19 protein-coding genes and 1 tRNA gene are annotated in these 19,872 nt (G+C 59.7%); 5 read left to right on the forward strand and 15 right to left on the reverse strand.

Going from position 1 to position 19,872, the window contains the following annotated elements; genetic code table 11:
* Positions 1-2: 2 nt before the first annotated feature.
* The 12 genes from GQF02_RS13960 to GQF02_RS14015 form a co-directional block, all read right to left on the reverse strand.
* Positions 3-1,106 carry a glycosyltransferase family 4 protein gene (locus GQF02_RS13960; protein ID WP_160797984.1) on the reverse strand — a complete coding sequence of 368 codons (1,104 nt, stop codon included), beginning with the start codon at positions 1,104-1,106 and terminating at the stop codon, positions 3-5.
* 7 nt (positions 1,107-1,113) lie between these two features.
* Complete coding sequence (locus tag GQF02_RS13965) at positions 1,114-2,199, reverse strand: glycosyltransferase family 4 protein (protein ID WP_160797986.1); 1,086 nt, start codon at positions 2,197-2,199, stop codon at positions 1,114-1,116.
* Complete coding sequence (locus GQF02_RS13970) at positions 2,189-2,764, reverse strand: acyltransferase (protein ID WP_124735736.1); 576 nt, start codon at positions 2,762-2,764, stop codon at positions 2,189-2,191. Before GQF02_RS13970 ends, GQF02_RS13965 begins: the two co-directional genes overlap by 11 nt.
* Entirely contained in the window at positions 2,761-4,032 is a 1,272-nt protein-coding gene (locus GQF02_RS13975) for a lipopolysaccharide biosynthesis protein (protein ID WP_160797987.1), read from the reverse strand. Before GQF02_RS13975 ends, GQF02_RS13970 begins: the two co-directional genes overlap by 4 nt.
* Before the next feature lie 3 nt (positions 4,033-4,035).
* A complete protein-coding gene (locus GQF02_RS13980) occupies positions 4,036-5,133 on the reverse strand; it encodes a DegT/DnrJ/EryC1/StrS family aminotransferase (RefSeq protein ID WP_160797988.1) in 1,098 nt (365 codons plus the stop codon).
* 60 nt (positions 5,134-5,193) lie between these two features.
* A complete protein-coding gene (locus tag GQF02_RS13985) occupies positions 5,194-5,760 on the reverse strand; it encodes an acyltransferase (protein ID WP_160797989.1) in 567 nt (188 codons plus the stop codon).
* A 28-nt stretch (positions 5,761-5,788) separates the two neighbouring features.
* On the reverse strand, positions 5,789-6,412 hold the full coding sequence (locus GQF02_RS13990) for a LysE family translocator (protein WP_220789495.1): 624 nt from the start codon (positions 6,410-6,412) through the stop codon (positions 5,789-5,791).
* Between the two features lie 6 nt (positions 6,413-6,418).
* Complete coding sequence (locus GQF02_RS13995) at positions 6,419-7,477, reverse strand: Gfo/Idh/MocA family protein (protein ID WP_160797991.1); 1,059 nt, start codon at positions 7,475-7,477, stop codon at positions 6,419-6,421.
* A 2-nt stretch (positions 7,478-7,479) separates the two neighbouring features.
* Positions 7,480-8,787, reverse strand: coding sequence for a nucleotide sugar dehydrogenase (locus GQF02_RS14000; protein ID WP_160797992.1), 1,308 nt, complete (start codon positions 8,785-8,787; stop codon positions 7,480-7,482).
* A 163-nt stretch (positions 8,788-8,950) separates the two neighbouring features.
* A complete protein-coding gene (locus GQF02_RS14005) occupies positions 8,951-9,751 on the reverse strand; it encodes a polyamine aminopropyltransferase (protein WP_328698631.1) in 801 nt (266 codons plus the stop codon).
* Complete coding sequence (gene ttcA / locus GQF02_RS14010) at positions 9,741-10,694, reverse strand: tRNA 2-thiocytidine(32) synthetase TtcA (RefSeq protein WP_124735744.1); 954 nt, start codon at positions 10,692-10,694, stop codon at positions 9,741-9,743. Before ttcA ends, GQF02_RS14005 begins: the two co-directional genes overlap by 11 nt.
* A gap of 114 nt (positions 10,695-10,808) precedes the next feature.
* Entirely contained in the window at positions 10,809-11,549 is a 741-nt protein-coding gene (locus GQF02_RS14015; RefSeq protein ID WP_160797993.1) for a pteridine reductase, read from the reverse strand.
* Positions 11,550-11,636: 87 nt separating this feature from the next.
* Here GQF02_RS14015 and GQF02_RS14020 point away from each other — a divergent pair, with 87 nt between their 5' ends.
* From GQF02_RS14020 to GQF02_RS14035, 4 genes are all read left to right on the forward strand, one after another.
* The gene (locus GQF02_RS14020) at positions 11,637-12,791 is read left to right on the forward strand and encodes a class I SAM-dependent methyltransferase (protein WP_160797994.1); all 1,155 of its coding nucleotides are present in this window, start codon (positions 11,637-11,639) and stop codon (positions 12,789-12,791) included.
* 176 nt (positions 12,792-12,967) lie between these two features.
* Positions 12,968-13,044, forward strand: a tRNA-Met gene (locus GQF02_RS14025).
* Between the two features lie 172 nt (positions 13,045-13,216).
* Positions 13,217-13,471 carry a hypothetical protein gene (locus GQF02_RS14030; protein ID WP_160797995.1) on the forward strand — a complete coding sequence of 85 codons (255 nt, stop codon included), beginning with the start codon at positions 13,217-13,219 and terminating at the stop codon, positions 13,469-13,471.
* Positions 13,472-13,815: 344 nt separating this feature from the next.
* Positions 13,816-14,301, forward strand: a complete 486-nt coding sequence (locus GQF02_RS14035; RefSeq protein WP_160797997.1) for a GNAT family N-acetyltransferase — start codon at positions 13,816-13,818, stop codon at positions 14,299-14,301.
* Between the two features lie 94 nt (positions 14,302-14,395).
* Here GQF02_RS14035 and GQF02_RS14040 read toward each other — a convergent pair whose 3' ends face one another.
* The 3 genes from GQF02_RS14040 to GQF02_RS14050 all read right to left on the reverse strand — a co-directional run bounded on the left by GQF02_RS14040 (position 14,396) and on the right by GQF02_RS14050 (position 18,015).
* On the reverse strand, positions 14,396-15,781 hold the full coding sequence (locus GQF02_RS14040; RefSeq protein WP_160797999.1) for an L-serine ammonia-lyase: 1,386 nt from the start codon (positions 15,779-15,781) through the stop codon (positions 14,396-14,398).
* Positions 15,782-15,981: 200 nt separating this feature from the next.
* On the reverse strand, positions 15,982-17,304 hold the full coding sequence (locus GQF02_RS14045) for an HAAAP family serine/threonine permease (RefSeq protein ID WP_160798001.1): 1,323 nt from the start codon (positions 17,302-17,304) through the stop codon (positions 15,982-15,984).
* A gap of 66 nt (positions 17,305-17,370) precedes the next feature.
* Complete coding sequence (locus GQF02_RS14050; RefSeq protein ID WP_160798003.1) at positions 17,371-18,015, reverse strand: helix-turn-helix transcriptional regulator; 645 nt, start codon at positions 18,013-18,015, stop codon at positions 17,371-17,373.
* Between the two features lie 484 nt (positions 18,016-18,499).
* Between GQF02_RS14050 and miaB the strand changes: the two genes are divergently transcribed.
* Positions 18,500-19,834, forward strand: a complete 1,335-nt coding sequence (miaB, locus tag GQF02_RS14055) for a tRNA (N6-isopentenyl adenosine(37)-C2)-methylthiotransferase MiaB (RefSeq protein ID WP_160798005.1) — start codon at positions 18,500-18,502, stop codon at positions 19,832-19,834.
* Positions 19,835-19,872: the final 38 nt, after the last annotated feature.

The raw sequence follows: 19,872 nt of genomic DNA on the forward strand, positions 1-19,872 counted from the left end.
CCCTAGCATGCCTCCAGCGTCCGGTACAAGGCGACCAGCTTTTCACCCTCGGCCGCCCAGCTGTATTTGGCCAGCACCGCCGCGCGCCCGGCCTCGCCCATGGCTTGGGCGCGTGCTTCATCGGCCATCAGTTCGCGTATTGCGGCGGCAATCGCCTGCGGGTCCTCAGGGTCAACCAGGAGGCCGCAGCCGGCGTCATCGACAATGGCGCGCCACACCGGAAAATCGCTGGCAATCACCGGCATGCCGGCCGCCATATATTCGAACAGCTTGATCGGCAGCGCATCGACATAGTTGGGCGTGGGAAACAGCGTCACCAGACCGATCTTGCTGCGGGCAAGCACTTCGCCTACCCCGCTACGGTCTAGCACGCCCAGATCATTGACCCGTGCCCAGCCCGCTTCGCGCTGCATCTCTTCATACAGCCCGGCCTCGCTCCACAAGCCGGCCAGATTCAGCCGCACGCCGGTGTCGGGCAAGGCGGCGATAATCGGCGCGATGCCGCGTATGCGCGAGATACTCCCCAGATAACACACCTCATTGCGCCGCGCTTCCCACGGCGTATCACGCACCAGCTCGGCCAGAATGGGGAAGTTGCAGATGGCCACGCTGCGGCTGTTGCGTGACAAAAAGCGGTCACGGATATGCGGGGTCGAGGTAACAATGGCGTCGAAACGCTGCACTGCCCAGTCTTCCACCCGCTCGACGCTGCCCGCGACCAGCGGACGCAAGGCACCGGGTATCCAGTGCTTGCCCAGAATCTGGCGCGGCATGTCCTCATGCACGTCGTAAATCACCTTGATACCGGCCTGCTTCAGGCGCAGCGCGGCAGGCACCAGTTCAGGGTCGTGAAAGTGCACCACATCGGGCTGCAGCGCCAGCGCGGCATCGAATACGCGCTTGACGGTCGCCGTCATGCGCCGCATGCGCCCGCCGCTTTTGGCACCCACATCATGGATGCGCACCCCCTGCCTGATTTCTTCGCCCAAACCATCGGCGACAATCAGGCTGACATCAAAGCCGGCGTTGGCCAGCGTGACGCACTCTTTGACGAAAATACGGATATCGTGGCGCGGGTGGGCGCTGGTCAGGTGGACAATTTTCATCAGGATTTCAGGCGTTTTCAGGTAAGTGCAGCAGCTCGCCATACAAGGCGGCAAACTGCGCCATATTGTCGCGGTGCAAGGCTTTCTTGCTAATCAGCGTGCGGTTGAGCGTCGCGATCTCGTCGAGCTTTTCATCATCCGTGGCGGCATCCATCGCCTGCATCAGCGCCGCATCCAGCCGACCCAGGTCTTCGGCAATCTGGCCATTCAGACCATCTATCACCCACTCAAGGTTGGCCGGCAGATTGGATAGCAGCGGCAGGCAGCCGTGGCCCATGGCTTCCAGCAAGCTGATGCTGGTCGCGTCACTCTTGGGCACGCTGACAAAAACGCGGCTGTCGCGATAGAGCGCAGAGAGCTCGGCCGCCGGCACAAAGCCGGTAAAGTCGACGCGCTCAAGCTTGAGCGTTGCCGCCAGCGCCTGCAGCGCCCCGCTCTCCTCGCCACTGGCGGCAACCGTCAGGCGCCAGTCCGGGTAACGCCCCGAGGCCTCGACCCCGGCCCAGGCACGCAAAATGGTGTCGATACGGTACAGCTTTTTGTGCAGACGGCACGACAGCACGCGCCTGGATTTAGTCGCAGAAGGCGCAGCCTCGGGCAGCGCATCCATGCCGTAATTGAGAATGGCGATGCGCTTGCCGTTGCCCGCCAGCTCGCGGATCCTGGCCGCCATATAAAGCGAATCCGAGGTAATCAGATCGGCACTGGTCAGGTTGGATTTCACCATCTGCGCCATCAGCGGATTACCCTCCGGCAGCAGCAGCACATCCGAACCCCAGGTCGTCAGCATCAGCGGGATATCCAGGCCGCGCGCGGCGCGCGTCGCATGCCAGGCTACGCTATTGGCCTGATGGATATGCACGACATCCGGCTTGACCGATTTCATCCAGCCACGCAGCTTGCCTACCGCCGAAAACGAGGAGAAGCGGAAATCGACACGCAGCACGCCGGCGAGATTGGCCGGACGGCGCCCTTCGGGCACCTCGGCATTGGTCGCCAGCCAGATTTCACCCACATGCGGGGCGATGCCCTCGAGATAGCGCCAGGTATGCACCGAGGCCGAGCCGACCAGCAGTAAGCGTTTAATTTTCATCGGCCCAGGCCTTGTACAAAGGTTGCAGTTCGGGATGGGAAGCCAAAAATACGGCATCACGTTTACGGGTGTCGCCCACGATCTGCGCCGGGTTGCCGGCGAGAATGGCAAAGTCGGGATACTCCCCGGCATCCACCCGCGAATAGGCCGACACCAGCGTGCCCTTGCCCAGACGCACCCCCGGCATCAGCAGCGTATGCGGGCCGATAAAACTATAGTCGCCAATCACCGACGGCTTTTTCAGATAGCCGACATGGTTCTGGTGGTCGAGATAGGCCGCGCCATACAGGCGCACGGTATCGTGGCTGGAATGGGTCAGCAGCGAAACATAGTTGGTGATCTGGCAGCCCTCGCCGATATACAGCCCGCCGGAGGCATCAATCATATTGAAATGGCCGATAAAGACATTGTCTTCCAGCTGCAGCTTATGGGCATGCTCGATGCGGGTCATGTTGGAGATGCGCACCCGGCGCAAGCGCACGCCGTCGCTGCGCGTCAGGCCCAGCACCATGCGCGGGCCGATCAGGCCGGACAGGCGAAAACGCAGGCTATCCCATAGTCTCATGGCCGCACCGCCCGCCATAACCAGACAAAGTAACAGGAGAAATAGAGTGTCATGACTACCGAGACTAACGCAAAAGCGGCGCTCACGTCCTGCCAGAAAACAAAACCGCCCCATAGCGCGCTCAGGAATAAGGCGCTGCCGGCGACGGTAAAGGCAAAAGCGGTACGCTGACGGTTAATCACCAGCGGCACCATGCCCAAGGGCGAGGCGACAAAGTGAAACAGGATATAGGGCGACAGGGCGCGCGCGTAGTTGCCGGCCATGCGCCAGTCTTCGCCGAACACCCAGGCAAACAGGCTGTCGCCCCACAACATGATGACGAAAAACGGCGGCAGCGCCAGCGCCGATAAAATGGCCAGCGTCTTGTTAAGATAGGGCAATAGCGATTCGCCACGGTTCTTTGCCGCAGCCATATCGCGATAGGCAACTTGCGCCACCGCCTGCCCCACCAGCGCCGCCGGCATCTTCAGCACCCGCATCATCAGCCCGTATAAGCCGACCGTGACCGAGCCTGATAATAGCGTCAGCAAGGTCACCGCCAGGGTGTCCTGCAAGGCGCCGATAAAGGCATGCGGCGCATTGATGCGCGGAAACTCGCTGTACACGCGGGCCACCTCGCGCATGCCCGGCCGACTGACGTCCTGACGCCAGCCAAAACGGTGGCGGATATCGTGCCACGCTTGTACCACGAGTGATGCGCCCTGCCCGACCAGTTGTCCCAGCACCAGACCTAGCGCGCCCAGACCGGCAAAACCGGCGCCCAGCTGGGTCGCAGTCATACCCAGTGCCAGCGCCATGCGCCCGCCAGCATTGGCGCGGTAACGCTGATGGCGGTTATTCCAGCTATTCCATGCCTGCATGCCCCCAGCCAAGAGCAAGGACAGCGGCAGCCACAATAGTAAATCGGACAAGGCCGGTGCCTGCGCCAGCGCTGACAGCTCGTGATGTCCGGCCAACACCGCCAGCAACACCAGCAGCGACAAGGCCAGCGACAGCCACAAAGACAGCCCCATCAGATTGGCGGCCCGCTGCTCGTCGTCCGGCAACACAATGGCCATATCGTAGCGCCCGGTCATCAACACCGCGAGATTGGACAACCAGGCCACATAAATGGCCAGTACGCCGAACTCGGCCGGCGTATACAGACGCGTCAACAGGGGGGATGCGGCCAGCGGCAAAAACTGCGCAATAGCAGCACCGCCGGCCAGCGTCATCACATTGCGCGCAAAGTCGCCCGCCGTCAGCGCCTTCAGACGCACTCGCAACACGGCTTAGCCCAGCGCCCGCTTGACGGCCGCAACCACCGTGTCCTGCGTTGCCTCATCCATAAACGGATGCATGGGCAGGCTCATCACCCGCTTGCCCGCCGCTTCGGCCAGCGGAAAGCTGCCCGCCCCCTGCCCCAGATAGGCAAAGGCCGGCTGCAGGTGCAGCGGAATCGGATAGTGCACGGCAGTAGGCACACCGGCTTCTTTCAAGCTGGCCTGCACAGCCTCGCGCTGGTCGACTTCGATGGTGTACTGCGCATAGACATGAGTATTGCCTGCACCTATCACCGGTACGCGCGCGACATCCTGCAGCAGTTCACTGTAGCGGGCACCGATGCGGGCCCGCGCCTCGACTTCGTCTGGGAAGCTGGGCAGCTTGGCCAGCAGCACCGCCGCCTGAATGGTATCGAGGCGGCCATTGATGCCGATCACAGGATGGTGATAGCGCCTGTCCTGCCCGTGAATGCGGATTTCGCGCATTTTCTTGGCAAGCAGCTCGTCGTTGGTAAAGCACGCCCCACCATCGCCGTAGCAGCCCAAAGGCTTGGACGGAAAGAAACTGGTGCAGCCTATGGTCGATAAATTGCCCGAGCGCTTGCCGTGCTGGGTGGCGCCAAAGCTCTGCGCACCGTCCTCGATCACCGCGATGCCATGTTTTTCGGCAATGGCGTTGATGGCGCCAAAGTCGGCACACTGGCCATACAGGCTGACCGGCATGATGGCGCGGGTACGCGGCGTGATTGCCGCCTCGATCAAGGCAGGGTCGAGGTTGTAGCTGACGGGGTCGATATCGACGAATACCGGCTTGGCGCCCATCAGTGCGATCATTTCGCCGGTGGCGATAAAGGTGAACGGGGTGGTAATCACCTCGTCGCCCGGCTGTATGCCCAGCGCCATCAGCGCAATTTGCAGTGCAGCCGTGCCGTCGCATACGCCGATGGCGTGCTTGGCGCCGACGTAAGTTGCCAGCCCCGCTTCGAGCTCGGCTACTTCCGGCCCCATGATGTACTGACCGTGATCAAGCACCCCATGGATGCGCGCATCGATGTCGCTCTTGAGATGCTGGTACTGCGCTTTGAGGTCGATAAACTGGATGGACATACACTCACTTATATTTGGCAGCGCATGGCAGCAGAAAGATGGCCGCCACGCAAAAATCAACTAAACGGGCGTGCAGCTATTGCCGCTGATCTGGTAGCGCGAGCCACAGGCCGCGCACAACTGCTCGCCCAGCGAGCTGCTGATGCGCTCGCCGCACTGGCAGACCCAGCCCAGGCGCTGTGCCGGCGTGCCAACCATCAAGGCATAGGGCGGCACATCTTTAGTCACCACGGCACCTGCACCGATAAAGGCGTACTCGCCTATGGTATGGCCACACACCACGGTGGCATTGGCGCCTATGGTCGCGCCCTTTTTCACCACGGTGCGGCGGTATTCATGCTTGCGGCTGACATGGCTGCGCGGATTGTTCACATTGGTGAACACCATGGACGGGCCGCAGAACACATCGTCTTCCAGCGTGACCGCATCGTAGATGGACACATTGTTCTGTACCTTGACGTTGTCGCCGATCAGCACATCGCCCGCGACAAATACGTTTTGTCCGAACGAACAGCGCGCCCCGATGCGGGCACCAGCCGAGATATGCACCCAGTGCCAGACGCGGGTGCCGTCACCGAGCTGCGCACCGTCGTCGACGATGGCGGTGGAATGGATAGTGGCAGTCATAACAACCTTATTTATGAAGAGCGAGCGCCTAACGCTCGCTTAAAGCCAGACGCAGTGCCAGCGTGGCAAACACCGAACCCAGCAAATACTGCGGCCAGCGACGGCCGCTGGACGCGGCAAAGCGCTGGCGCAAGCGCCCGGCCAATAAAATCACCATGCCGTTCACCACCAGCCCCACGCCATTGAGCAGGCTGGTCAGCAGCAAGGCCTGCCCTACCACATAGCCATCCGAGAAAGACAGGAACTGCGGCAGCAAGGCCAGCATGAACAGCGCCATCTTGGGGTTGAGCAAATTGGTCAGCAAGCCCTGCGCAAACAGGCGCGGCAAGCCGTAACGCACCGCTTCGTAGCCACCGCCGACTGCATCTGCCGGTGCGCGTATCGCCTTGTAAGCCAGAAACAGCAAATAAGCTGCGCCGGAGAACTTCACCACTTCAAACGCCAGCGGCACGGCCAGCACCAGTTGCGACAAGCCCAGCGCCACCGCCAGCGCATGGCAATAAGTGCCCAGCTGGATGCCCAGCAGGGTGACAAAGCCGGCGGCCGGCCCCTGACTCAAGCTGCGGGAGCTGATCAGCAGCATATCCGGCCCCGGCGTCGCCGCCAGCACCACGCAAGCGAGCAGGAACAAGCCTAGTGTTGCGCCGTCCATCACCGCTTAATAATCCAGCGGCAGGCTGACACGGCGGCCGTCGCGCGCCGACAGATACATGGCAATCAACAGTTCCAGCGACTTCAGGCCTTCACGGCCATCGGTTTCCGGCTCGGCTTCGCCACGCATGACCTTGATCACGTTGTCGTAGTAAAGCGGGTGGCCGAAGCCATAGACGCTGGTAGTGGCGTAGCTGACGTCGCCAATCTCGCTATCCATCGCATGCGGCGTGTCGAATTCCCAGTGCTGGATTTCATTGACCGCCAGACCACCCACGCGCACCGAGCCTTTCTCGCCCAGAATGGTGATCGAGCCTTCCAAATTTTTCGGATAGGTGAGCATGGTGACGTTCATGCTGCCCAAGGCGCCCGAACGCCACTTGACGCTGACCGTACCGGTGTCTTCCACCTCGATATTGCGCGCCAGCGTAGCGGTATAGGCCTGCACACTTTCGACCGGGCCGATCAGCCAGTCCAGCAGATCGACGTAATGGCTGGCCTGGTTCATAAAGGCGCCACCGTCGAACTCCCAGGTGCCGCGCCAGGCGGCGGAGTCGTAGTAGTCCTGCGGACGGGTCCAGAACACATTGACGTTGACCATGTAGATACGGCCGAAACGCTTTTCCTGCATCGCGCGCTTCAAGAGCTGCAAGGTGGCATTGCGGCGGTTCTGCTTGACCACGAACATGCGCTTGCCGGCCTTGTCGGCGGCTTTCACCATCTCGAGGCCGTCTTCCCAGCGCGTGGCCATCGGCTTTTCGGTCATCACGTGAAAACCGGCTTCCGAGCAGTCTATGCTCTGCGCCGGATGCAGGCCGGACGGCGTGGTCAGGATGACGATGTCGGCATTGCTGCTGGAAAGCAGGCTTTTCAAATCGGCATGACCGCGCGCGCCGGTGCGCGTCACGGCTGCTTGCAGTGCCTCGGGGCGGATATCGCACACATCGACGATCTCGGCCCTGTCGGCGTGCTGTTCCAGCGAAGCAAAATGGTTTTGCGCAATGCGACCGCAGCCCACCAGGGCAAAACGGATCTTGCGATCGGTAATGGTTTCGTATGCGTGCATGATCAGGCCTTGACGATATGGTCGGCGGGGTCGAGGAACTTGCCGCGACTGTCGATAATCAGCTGGGCGTGTTCCTTGAGCATGGCGTAGTCGAAACGGTCATGATCGGTCGCCAGCAGCACGCAGTCGTAGCCGGCAACAACTTCCGGTGTCAGCGTTACGCTGGAGAGCTCGAAGTGATGCTCGCGCATCTTGGGGAAGACCGGCACATGCGGGTCGCTGTAGCTGATCTCGGCGCCCAGATCGCGCAGTTTTTCCATCAGGAACACCGATGGGCTTTCGCGCATATCGTCGACGTTTTTCTTGTAGGCAATGCCCAGCACCAGCACGCGGCTGCCGTTGATCGCCTTCTTGCGGCTATTGAGCGCGGAGGCCACCTTGGCGACCACCCAGTCCGGCATGCCGGAGTTCACTTCGCCAGCCAGTTCGATAAAGCGGGTATTGACGCCATACTCGCGCGCCTTCCAGGTCAGATAGAAGGGATCGATCGGAATGCAGTGCCCGCCCAGACCCGGGCCCGGATAGTAGGGTACGAAGCCAAACGGCTTGGTCGCGGCGGCGCGGATCACTTCATGGATGTCGATGTCCATCTTGTCGGCGACGATCTTCATTTCGTTCACCAGACCGATGTTCACCGCACGGTGGATGTTTTCCAGCAACTTGGTCATTTCAGCCGCACGGGTGCTGGACACCGGCACCACGGTGTCGATTACCGCACCATACAGCGCCACGCCGATTTCCTGACAGGCCGGAGTCACGCCGCCACAGACCTTGGGAATGGTGCGGGTGGTGAAGTCCGGATTACCCGGATCTTCACGTTCGGGCGAAAACACCAGGAAGGCATCTTCGCCAACGGTGAAGCCGCGCGACTCGATACGCGGCAGCAATTCTTCGTCGGTGGTGCCCGGATACGTGGTCGACTCCAGCGACACCAGCTGCCCGGCGCGCAAATAAGGCACCAGCGAGTCGATGGTATTGATCACGAAGGAAAGGTCAGGCTCGCGGTATTTATTCAGCGGGGTCGGCACGCACAGGATCAGCGCATCGGCCTCGGAGGCACGGACAAAATCGGAGGTGGCCTCGAAACCATCCAGCAGCGCCCCCTGAATGCTGGTCGCCGGGATATGTTCGATATAGCTTTGGCCGTTCATCAGGGCGTCAACCTTGCCCTGATCGATGTCGTAACCGATGACTTTATAGCCGACTTCGGCAAAACGCAGCATCAAAGGCAGGCCGACATAGCCCAGCCCCACGATACCGATAACCGCCGACTTGTCGGCGATGCGCGAGAGAAACTGTTGTTTGTGCACGAGAAACCCCGGAAAGACGTAAACCAGCCCGCAGGCAGCGGATAGCCTCGCTAGGCTGCCTGCTTTAAAACGCGAGATTATACGCGCTTATTGCGCACGGCATCAGATACACAAAGCCCCGCGACGAGTGCGCGGGGCTGGAAACAACAAGGCTGGCGGCGTCTTATATCAGCAAGCGCCCGGCAGAATGCAGATTGCTTTCCTTGATACGGCGCACGAAATCACCGAATTCGATGCCGTAGCGGCACTCGAGCTGGTCGGCGCGAAACTCCAGCGCATCCCAGCTCACCGGATGCGGGCTCTGACGGAAAGCCATCACCGCCACATTGCCATGACTGGCCGACGGCAGCTCGATCACCCGCCCTTCGAACACCTCCAGCAGGCGCTCGAGAAAAGCCTGATAGCGCTTGTCGCCACTCCACCAGTTGGCGACGAACACGCCATGCGGCGACAATGCCCGCCGGCAATCCATAAAGAAGTCTTCGGTCGTCAGCGCGTCGACAATCTGCACGCCGTCAAAACCGTCGACCAGAATGGCGTCGGTCGACTCGCGGAAAATCTTCACATAGTCGGCGCCATCGGCCTCGATGATCTCGAAATACTCGCCCTCTTCCGGCATCTGGAAGAAGGCACGCGCCACCGCGATCACCTGCGGGTTGATCTCGACCACCAGCGAGCGGGCATTGGGCAGATACTCGTCGATAAAGCGGGTAATCGAACCGCCGCCCAGGCCGATCTGCAGGATGTGCTGCGGCTCTTCGCCAAACAGCAGAAAACCCATCATCGCGCGGGTATAGCTCAGCACCAGATCCGCCGGTTCGTCCAGATTCATCGAACTTTGCACCGTCTCCGACCCCAGATGCAGCGAGCGGATATTGCCTGACTCGGAAATTTCCACTTCCGGCATCTCGTCGATGGCCGCACGCACGCGGCGGCGGAAGGGATGGCATGCCTTACCCGCCACAAGCATTCTCCTTGGCCCGCGAATCGAGAATGCTGAAAGCCCGGCGCGGCTTGCCGTCTTCGTCCAGCGGACGCGGATCGGTAAACTCTTCCTTGTCAAAAGCGGTATCGCCCTCGGCCAGCGCGTCCCCCACTTTCAGGCCGGCAAAGTCGAACAGTTTGGCATCCGCCAGATGCGAAGGCACCACATTTTGCATGGCGGTAAACATGGTCTCGACCCGGCCCGGAAAGCGCTTGTCCCAGTCGTTGACCATTTCCTTGACCACCTGGCGCTGCAGGTTAGGCTGCGAGCCGCACAGATTGCACGGAATGATGGGGAAGGCGCGCAGCTCGGCATAGCGCTCCAGATCCTTTTCGCGGCAATAGGCCAGCGGACGGATCACCATATGCTTGCCGTTGTCCGATACCAGCTTGGGCGGCATGGACTTGAGCTTGCCGCCATAGAACATATTGAGGAACAGGGTGTGCAGCATATCGTCACGGTGGTGACCCAACGCAATCTTGGTCGCGCCCAGCTCTTCGGCCACACGGTACAGCACGCCACGGCGCAGGCGCGAACACAGGCTGCACGTGGTCTTGCCCTCCGGAATCACCCGTTTCACGATGGAATAGGTGTCTTCCTCGACGATGCGGTACTCGACACCGATAGACTCGAGATAGGCCGGCAGCACATGTTCGGGAAAGCCCGGCTGCTTCTGGTCGAGATTGACCGCGACAATGGAAAAATCAATGGGAGCCGATTTTTGCAAGCCCAGCAGGATGTCGAGCAGGGCAAAACTGTCCTTGCCGCCGGACAGGCAGACCATCACCCGGTCGCCCGCCTCTATCATATTGAAATCGTTGATCGCGTCACCCACATGGTGGCGCAAACGCTTGGTGAGCTTGTTGCCCTCGTAGGCGGCCTTTTCGGCTTTCTTGTCGGCAACGGCGATATGTTCGGGCATGAGGGTAGGGCTAAGGGACTGAAAAGCCGGCGATTTTACCGCCAAACGCCCCCCTCACGCCACCTCTGTACACCAAGATGGGCGCAGGCAGAAACGCCGGCGCCCCCTGCCCGCTTACAGCACGATGCTGCGCCCGCCATCAACCGCCAGAATCTGGCCTGTGACATAGCTTGCGTCAAACAGCAAAAAACCCACGGCCCGCGCGATATCATCCGGCACACCGGTGCGCGCCAAGGGAATGCGGCTTTCAATCTCGCGGCGCTCGGCACTATCAAACGACAGATCGCTCTCCGGCCACAGATTAACCCCCGGCGACACACCGTTCACCCGCACATGCGGCGCCAGCTCCAGCGCCAGCGAGCGGATCAGCTGCGCATGGCCGGCCTTGGCCAGGCTATACACCACATGACGCGGCATCGGGCGTTCGGCATGAATATCGACAATGCCGACAATGGCGCCCGAGCTCTGGCGCAGATAAGGCAGCGCGGCCTGAGCCAGAAACAGCGGTGCCTTAAGGTTGGAGCCCATCAGACTGTCCCAGTCAGCCTCCTCGATGGCACCAACCGCCGTCGGGTAAAAACCGGATGCATTATTCACCAGCCCATCCAGATGACCGAAAGCCGAGATAGCGGCTTCAACCAGCGCCGGCAAGCGGGCGGTATCCTGCAAATCGGCCTGCGCCAACTGCACCGAACCCGGACGCTTGGCATTGAGCTCTCCCGCCAAACGCCAGGCATCAGCTTCCGAGTGGTGATAATGCAGCAGCAAAGAGGCGCCGCGCGCATGCAGGTGACGGGCAATCCCCGCCCCCACCCGCCGCGCCGCGCCGGTAATCAGTACAACCTTGGTATCCATTCCTGCGCCCCTTGATTCATGGCCACACCCTTCTCATGCACGCGGGATTGACCGACAATCCCGCTATATTGAACAGGATTGCCCATTATGACCAGCCTTCCCCAAGCCAGCGCCGAAGCCCTTGCCACCAGTCAGGCACTGTCACAACACATTGCCGCCGAAATAGCCGCCGCCGACGGCTGGATTCCATTCTCGCGCTATATGGAACTGGCCCTGTACGCGCCCGGCCTCGGCTACTACGCGGCCGGCAGTGCCAAACTGGGCGCCGCCGGCGACTTCACCACCGCACCGGAAATGAGCACGCTATTCGGCGCGACACTGGCGCGGCAAATCGCCGAACTCCTGCCGCAAACCGCCGGCGTCATCTACGAATTCGGTGCGGGCACCGGCAAGCTTGCCGCCGACATCCTGCAAAAGCTGGAGCAGCTGGATGCCCTGCCTGCGCGCTATGTCATCATCGATTTGTCGGCCGACCTGATAGAGCGGCAACAAACCCTGCTACGCGAGCGCCTGCCACATTTGCTGGACAAGGTGACGTGGTTAAGCACACTGCCGGACACGCTGGATGGCATCGTAATCGGCAACGAGGTGCTGGATGCCATGCCGTGCGAGATGCTGCTGCACGATGGCCGGCACATCAGCCAGCGCGGTGTCAGCCTGGAAGACGGCCGGTTCGTACTCACCGAGCGCGCGCTGCAGGATACGACCCTGACCGAGCTTGCACAGAGCCTGATTCCCGCCATCGCAGGCTACGGCAGTGAAATCAGCCTGACCAACCGTGCCTTTATCCGCACCCTGGCCGAACGCCTGACACGCGGCGCCTTGCTGTTTATCGACTACGGCTTCCCGGCACATGAGTACTACCATCCGCAGCGCCATATGGGCACCCTGATCGGCCACTACCGCCACCATACCCTGACTGATCCTTTCTACTTGCCCGGCCTGATGGATCTGACCTGCCATGTCGACTTCACCGCCATCGCCGAAACCGGGCTGGCTGCCGGGCTGGATCTGATCGGCTATACCAGCCAGGCCCAGTTCCTGCTCAACGCAGGCATCACCGACGAACTGGCCTTGCTCGACCCGGAAGACGTACGCCACTACGTACCGCAGTCTGCCGCCGTGCAAAAACTGTGCTCACCGGCAGAAATGGGCGAACTATTCAAGGTCATCGGTTTCGGCCGCGGCATCAGCATAGACTGGATCGGCCTGATACAGGGCGATCGCTGCCACACGCTATAAACCACCCAAGACTTTGAATTTATGGCAATTTATCGCCACGCAAATCACGACAGAAGGCGGATGCGCAGCATGAATTGCATTTTTCTTCGCAAAAGGTGTTGACAGGAAAAAGGGTGGCCGGTATAGTTCGCCCCACTTCGACGCGACACAGAAACACAGCAGCGAAGTGACCGCGTGGCGAATTAGCTCAGTTGGTTAGAGCGACGGAATCATAATCCGCAGGTCCGGGGTTCGAGTCCCTGATTCGCCACCACCCATTCAGAAAAAAGCCGCTTCCTTCGGGATAGCGGCTTTTTTCATTCCCGTCTCAGCCAACGCTCCCATCCAAAAGAACCAAGCCCGCTGCGACCTGTCTTAATAGCTGGCATCTGCCAGCCCATGGGCTGACAGACGCCATTCGCCAACGGTAGACAAGGAGAACCCACATGAGACACCTCCCCTCCCTGCTACTCGCCGCAACACTGGCCATCACCGGCAGTCAAGTTTTTGCAGACGACAGCAGCAGCCATCACACATCCTCCCACCACGAACGTAACGGAGGAGGAGCAGATAACTTCCACGCACACCACAACCAGGGGCTTTATCAAGCCCCGGCACTAAGCAATGCCGAACGCGCCGCACAGAATACGGCAGCAGGCGAGATCATCAATGCCAATCCGCAGGACTATCAAAGCAACTAAAGCGGACACAGCATCACGCGCACTATTCGCGTGGATTTCAAGACCATAGCCAAACCCCCGACCTGTCGGGGGTTTGGCCTTTATGCCTGAAGCCATTAGACCTGGCTAGATCGACCATTTACCCGCCATCACAAGCCAAGCCCCGGTCGAAGCAGAAAAAACAGAAAGTCGCCTTCTTAAGGAACAGGCGCAAGCATGGCCCTACACATGCCCCATCTTGACGAAGCCATGCTGCATCGCGACAATCCGGCACTGACTGTATACAAAATATCAAGTACGGCACTGACCGTGCTACCCATACCATGCCAAGCCAGACTCAAACCGCCCGCACATCCGGCGGACTCATGCTGCGCGCGATGCGCGCGACCGATATCGATGCGGTTCTCGCAGTCCAAGCACAATGCTACCGCGACGACCTGATCGAAAGCCGCGCGGCCCTGGCTTCGCGCCAGCGCCTCTCTCCCGATACCTGCTGGGTGGCCGAAGAAGACGGCCACGTACATGGCTACCTGTTTGCCCATCCATGGCAAGGAGAGCAACCGCCTGCACTGGATACGCCACTGCCGGCACTGCCCGAGCACTGCGATACTTTATTCCTGCACGATATGGCGCTAAGCAAGACGGCACGCGGCCAGGGCCTCGCTCCGCGCCTGATGGAAAAGGTTCTGCAATATGCCCGGCGCAGCGGTCTTAACTGCGCCCGACTGGTTGCGGTGCAGGGGGCGGACCACTACTGGAAGCGCCAAGGCTTTTTGCCCTACCCCTTACGCCCGGGCAAACTGGCCTGCTACGGCCAAGGCGCACAAGGCATGCTGCGCGCACTGCGCTAAACCATTTCGGCCGCAGACAAATAAAAACGCCACGCTTTTTGCGTGGCGTTTTTTGTAGACCGGGCTTTAAGCCGATCCGCTACAAAGCAAGCACTCAGGCTGCCTTCTTGACCCAAACGACAGGCACCTCACCTGCAGTAATCTGCAAGGCCAGACCGCCGCACGAGGTTTCGCGGTACTTGGCGTCCATATCCTTGCCGGTGGCGTACATCGCGGCAATGACCTTGTCCAGCGACACCTTGGGGCTGCTGGTACGGTGCATAGCCATGCGTGCAGCGTTGATCGCCTTGACAGCGGCAATAGCATTGCGCTCGATGCAAGGAATCTGCACCTGACCGGCGACCGGGTCGCACGTCAGGCCCAGATTGTGCTCCATGGCAATTTCTGCCGCCATGCATACCTGATCCGGGCTCGCACCCATCAGTTCGGCCAGACCTGCTGCCGCCATGGCGCAAGCAACGCCGATTTCACCCTGACAGCCCACTTCGGCACCGGAGATCGAAGCATTCAGCTTGAACAGGCAACCAATGGCACCGGAGGACAGGAAGAAACGCAGGCAGCTATCGTCGTCCAGCGGCTGGATGAAGTGGTTGTAGTAAGCCATCACTGCCGGCACCACACCGCAGGCACCGTTAGTTGGCGCGGTCACCACGCGGCCACCGGCCGCGTTTTCTTCCGACATCGCCATTGCATACATATTGACCCAGTCCAGCACGCTCATCGGATCCTGCGACACCTGCATCATGCCAGTCAGCTTGCGATGCAAGGCTGGTGCACGACGTGGAATGCGCATAGGGCCCGGCAAATTGCCTTCGGTGCGCATGCCGCGCTCCATGCTGCTCTTCATCACGTCCCAGACGCGGGCAAAGTGAGCGCGCACCTCGTGCTCGTCATGGAAAGCCAGTTCGTTTTCCATCACCAGACTGGAGATAGGCAGGCCGTTTTCTTCGCACATCCCGACCAGATCGGCAGCACTCAGAAAGTGGTGCGGCACCGGCGTGTCGCTGCACGAGTTCTGCTCGAAATGCTCGTCGTCCACGATGAAGCCGCCACCGATGGAGTAATAGGTTTTGGACAGCGCCAGCTCGTCACCGATATAGGCATGAATCTGCATGCCGTTCTCGTGGCGCGGCAGATTGTCGCTATGAAATTCCAGCGCAAAAGCCACACTCTGATGGGTTCGCCCCAGCGTGATGCGGCCGTGCGTTTCGACTTCGGCAATGATGGCCGGAGCTGCGTCCAGATCCACGGTTTCCGGCTGGTTGCCGGCCAGACCCAGAATAATGGCGTGGTCGGTGCAATGCCCCTTGCCGGTCAGTGCCAGCGAGCCGAAACAATCAACCTTGATGCGAGTTGTCTGATTGAAGTGCCCGGTTTCTTTCAGCGTACCCAGAAACATATGACCGGCCTTCATCGGGCCGATGGTGTGCGAACTGGAAGGGCCTACGCCGATTTTGTAGATATCCGCCATGCTGAACATAATGAGTCCTTTTTCCTTGACCGGGCAGCCCCCGGAAAACAGAGCGCGACGACGGCAGGGCTACGCCCCGGGCCGGATCGATCGTGTCTGGTTTGAGTAATAGAATTGCGCAATCCCCGACCCGGGTTTCCAACACGAATCGGGGATTAAAAGTAAGACTGAAGCCAGGCACAGGCGCGAAGCCCATGCCCAAAGTGCTATCAGAACACCAGCGAGTAGAAAATGGCCGAGATGGCGATCAGGCCGATGGCAACCACAAAGATGTTGCTGGCAACGCCGGCATACTTCTTCATCGCAGGGACTTTGTAGATCGCGTACATAGGCATCAGGAACAGCAGCACGGCGATTACCGGACCACCCAGGTTTTCAATCATGCCCAGGATGTTCGGGTTAAGCGTGGCAACAATCCAGGTGGTCACGATCATGAATACAGCGGTAAAGCGGTCCAGCTTGGCGGTATCGATGGTCTTGCCGCGCTGACGCAGCTCTTTAATCACCAGACCATTGAAGCCTTCTTTGGCACCCAGATAGTGGCCGAAGAACGACTTGGAAATCGCTACGATGGCAATCAGCGGCGCAACCCAGGCAATGATCGGGTTCTGGAAGTGGTTAGCCAGATAGGACAGGATGGACAGGTTCTGTGCCTTGGCTTCGGCCAGATCAGCCGGCGACAGGCTCAGCACGCAACTGAACACGAAGAAGAAGACCGAAGCGACCATCATGATGTGTGCGCGGCTCAGCGTACGGTTGGACGCAGCATCTTCGCAGCCTGGGTGCAGCTTCTTCTGGTCAACGGCAAACGACGAAATGATAGGCGAATGGTTGAACGAGAACACCATCACCGGAATCGCCAGCCACAGAGTCTTCCAGAACGCACCGCTGCTGACAGCAGCACTAAAGGTGCCAGCCTGGTCGATCATCGAGCTATTCCAGTGCGGCACCAGATACAGCGCCAGCAGCATCAGTGCAGCCACGAACGGGAATACCAGCACGCTCATCGCCTTCACGATGAATTCGCCGCCCAGACGGACAACCGACATCAGTGCCAGAATCAGGCCCAGGGCAAAAATGCCACGGGTGACGATATCGTTACCCAGCTGGATACCGAACTGGTTGGTCAGAAAAGACATCACCGTATTGGTGATCGCCACGCTATACACCAGCAAAATCGGATAGATGGCAAAGAAGTACAGCAGGGTAATCAGTTTACCCGCGGTCAGACCAAAATGTTCTTCTACTACTTCGGTAATGTCACCGTCGCGGGTCGAACCGGACAGCACGAAGCGATTCAGGCCACGGTGGGCAAAGTAGGTCAGCGGCCAGGCCAGCACCAGCATTACCAGCAATGGCCAGAAGCCACCGATACCGGCGTTGATCGGCAGGAACAGCGTACCGGCACCGACGGCTGTACCGTACAGACCCAGCATCCAGGTCGTATCCTGACGCGTCCAGGCCGACTTGCCTGCGGCAGCCTGCCCAGCCTGAACGGATGCTTCAGGGGTATAAACATTGGATTGAGACATTCTTGTCTTCCTTGCTTTCAAGTCAAATGGCAAATTGGGTAGCCACAAATGTGGCCGCTAAATAATTCAGGCAGTTGCCGAGCTGTCGCCGTGGGTGGCTTCTTTCAGATAGCGATACAGCGTGGGCTCGGAAATCAGCAGCAAGTGAGCGGTTTTGGCAATAAAGCCCTTCACCAGAAAAATCCCCTTGTGCTCCAGCTCGCTGACAATGGCTCTTTTCTGCTGGCTGCCCAGTTCGGCAGGCGGCGGATAAGCGGCCATCACCTTGCCGATAATGTCGTCACCCAGGCTTTCCACCGAGTGGGCAGCAGACTCTTCGCTGTGCATATCCTGGTCACGACGGAAGTGCACCTGCAAAAGCTCGACCGCTCGCTGTAATTCGTGATCGTTACTATTCAGGCAAACCATAGCGCGGGCTTTGTCCTTCTCGTCGCAGATCAACAGGCTGGAAGAGCGCATACGCTGCCCATCCACCAGCTTGCCCGGATAATTAGTCCGGAACGACGGTCCATCCCCGCGCTGAAATTCATTCAGCAGACGCAAAGCCATATCGGTGGCCGGCGCACCGACCTCCCGACCGGAAATAGGATTCCGGATGATGCACAACGACTGATCAAGATCGCTCATGTCGTGTACTGCCACTTCAGTACGCTGCCCCAGCACTTGGGACAGAAAATCCGCCAGAACAGCCAAATCAACCGTAACGCGCATGATAGAAACTTCTTCCGCTAATAAATTTGCGGCAATTCTACTTTCGTTTGCGAACTTTGCAAGCACATATCCGTACATCACCTGATTCTAATCAATCTTTTGCTAATATTTTGTCGCTTTTAGAGAAACTAGCCCTTACTAGCTATTGATTTTCATCGTGAAAACCGGCCACGCGCCCGAATCCAGCAACGCGCTGTGCAAAGAATTTTTCCTTGCCCAGGCACTCGAAGGCAACAGAACGCCAGCAAAAAAAGATCAAAAAACAACATAAGCACATAAAAACAAACAGATCACGATGAAATAGACATTAAGCTCCTTTGCTACCTCAGCGTCAGCCTACAGCCGGCACCGGCCCCGAGCGCGGCCGGTGCCGGCTGTGGTACACTCGCGCGCAACATCTTCATTTGCCAGCCCAAACCGTCCGCCCACCCCCGCTCGGGCCACGAGTCCGCGCTGGCATTTCATATTTCCAAGCGTGCACACCATGAAAAAGGTTTACATCAAGACGTTCGGCTGCCAGATGAACGAATACGACTCCAACAAGATGGTGGACGTACTCGCCGGCAACGAGGCCACCATCAAGACCGACCGGCCCGAAGACGCGGACATCATCCTGTTCAATACCTGCAGCGTGCGGGAAAAGGCACAGGAAAAAGTGTTTTCCGACCTGGGGCGCGTGCGCGAACTCAAGCTGGAAAAACCGGGGCTGATCATAGGCGTGGGAGGGTGTGTAGCGAGCCAGGAAGGTGCGACCATCGTCAAGCGCGCGCCCTATGTAGATGTGGTGTTCGGCCCGCAAACGCTGCACCGCCTGCCGGAGCTGATCAAGAACCGGCAAGAAAGCGGCACGTCGCAAGTGGACATTTCCTTCCCCGAGATCGAAAAGTTCGACCATATCCCGCCGGCCAAGGTCGACGGCCATGCGGCGGCAGTGTCCATCATGGAGGGCTGCTCCAAGTACTGCTCGTTCTGCGTGGTGCCTTATACCCGTGGCGAGGAAGTCTCGCGCCCGTTCGAAGACGTGCTGACCGAAATCGCCGGGCTGGCACTGCAAGGGGTGAAGGAAATCACCCTGCTGGGACAGAACGTCAACGCCTACCGCGGCCTGATGGCCGATGGCGAAATCGCCGACTTTGCCCTGCTGCTGGAGTTCGTGCACGAGATACCGGGCGTCGAGCGCATCCGCTTTACCACCAGCCATCCGCGCGAATTCACCGAACGCATCATCGACTGCTTTGCGCGCCTGCCCAAGCTGGTTTCCCATCTGCACCTGCCGGTGCAAAGCGGTTCCGACCGTATTTTGATGGCGATGAAGCGCGGCTATACCGCGCTTGAGTACAAGTCCATCATCCGCAAGCTGCGTGCCGTGCGTCCGGATCTCAGCCTGTCCTCCGACTTTATCGTCGGCTTCCCCGGCGAAACCGATGCCGACTTCGAGGCGACGCTTAAGCTGGTCAAGGATCTGGCCTTCGACTTCAGCTTTGTCTTTATCTACAGCCCGCGACCGGGAACGCCCGCCGCCAACCTGAGCGACGACACGCCTTATGAGGTGAAACAGCGCCGCCTGGCGGCACTGAACCGTGAAATCGAAGCTACCGGCTTTGCCATCAACCAGGCCATGCAGGGCACTCTCCAGCAGGTACTGGTCGAATCGGTTTCGCGCCGCGACGCCAGCATGCTGGCGGCCCGCACCGGCAACAACCGGGTGGTCAATTTTGTCGGGGAGCCGCATCTGCTGGGACAGATGGTCGAGGTACGCATCACCGAGGCCCACCCGCATTCACTGGTGGGCGAGGTAGTCAGCACCCAAATGGTGTAATACCATCAGAAGCATGATGATGGTCCGGCCTGTTCACA

The organism is Craterilacuibacter sinensis (assembly GCF_009831765.1).
Lineage (GTDB): Bacteria > Pseudomonadota > Gammaproteobacteria > Burkholderiales > Chromobacteriaceae > Craterilacuibacter > Craterilacuibacter sinensis.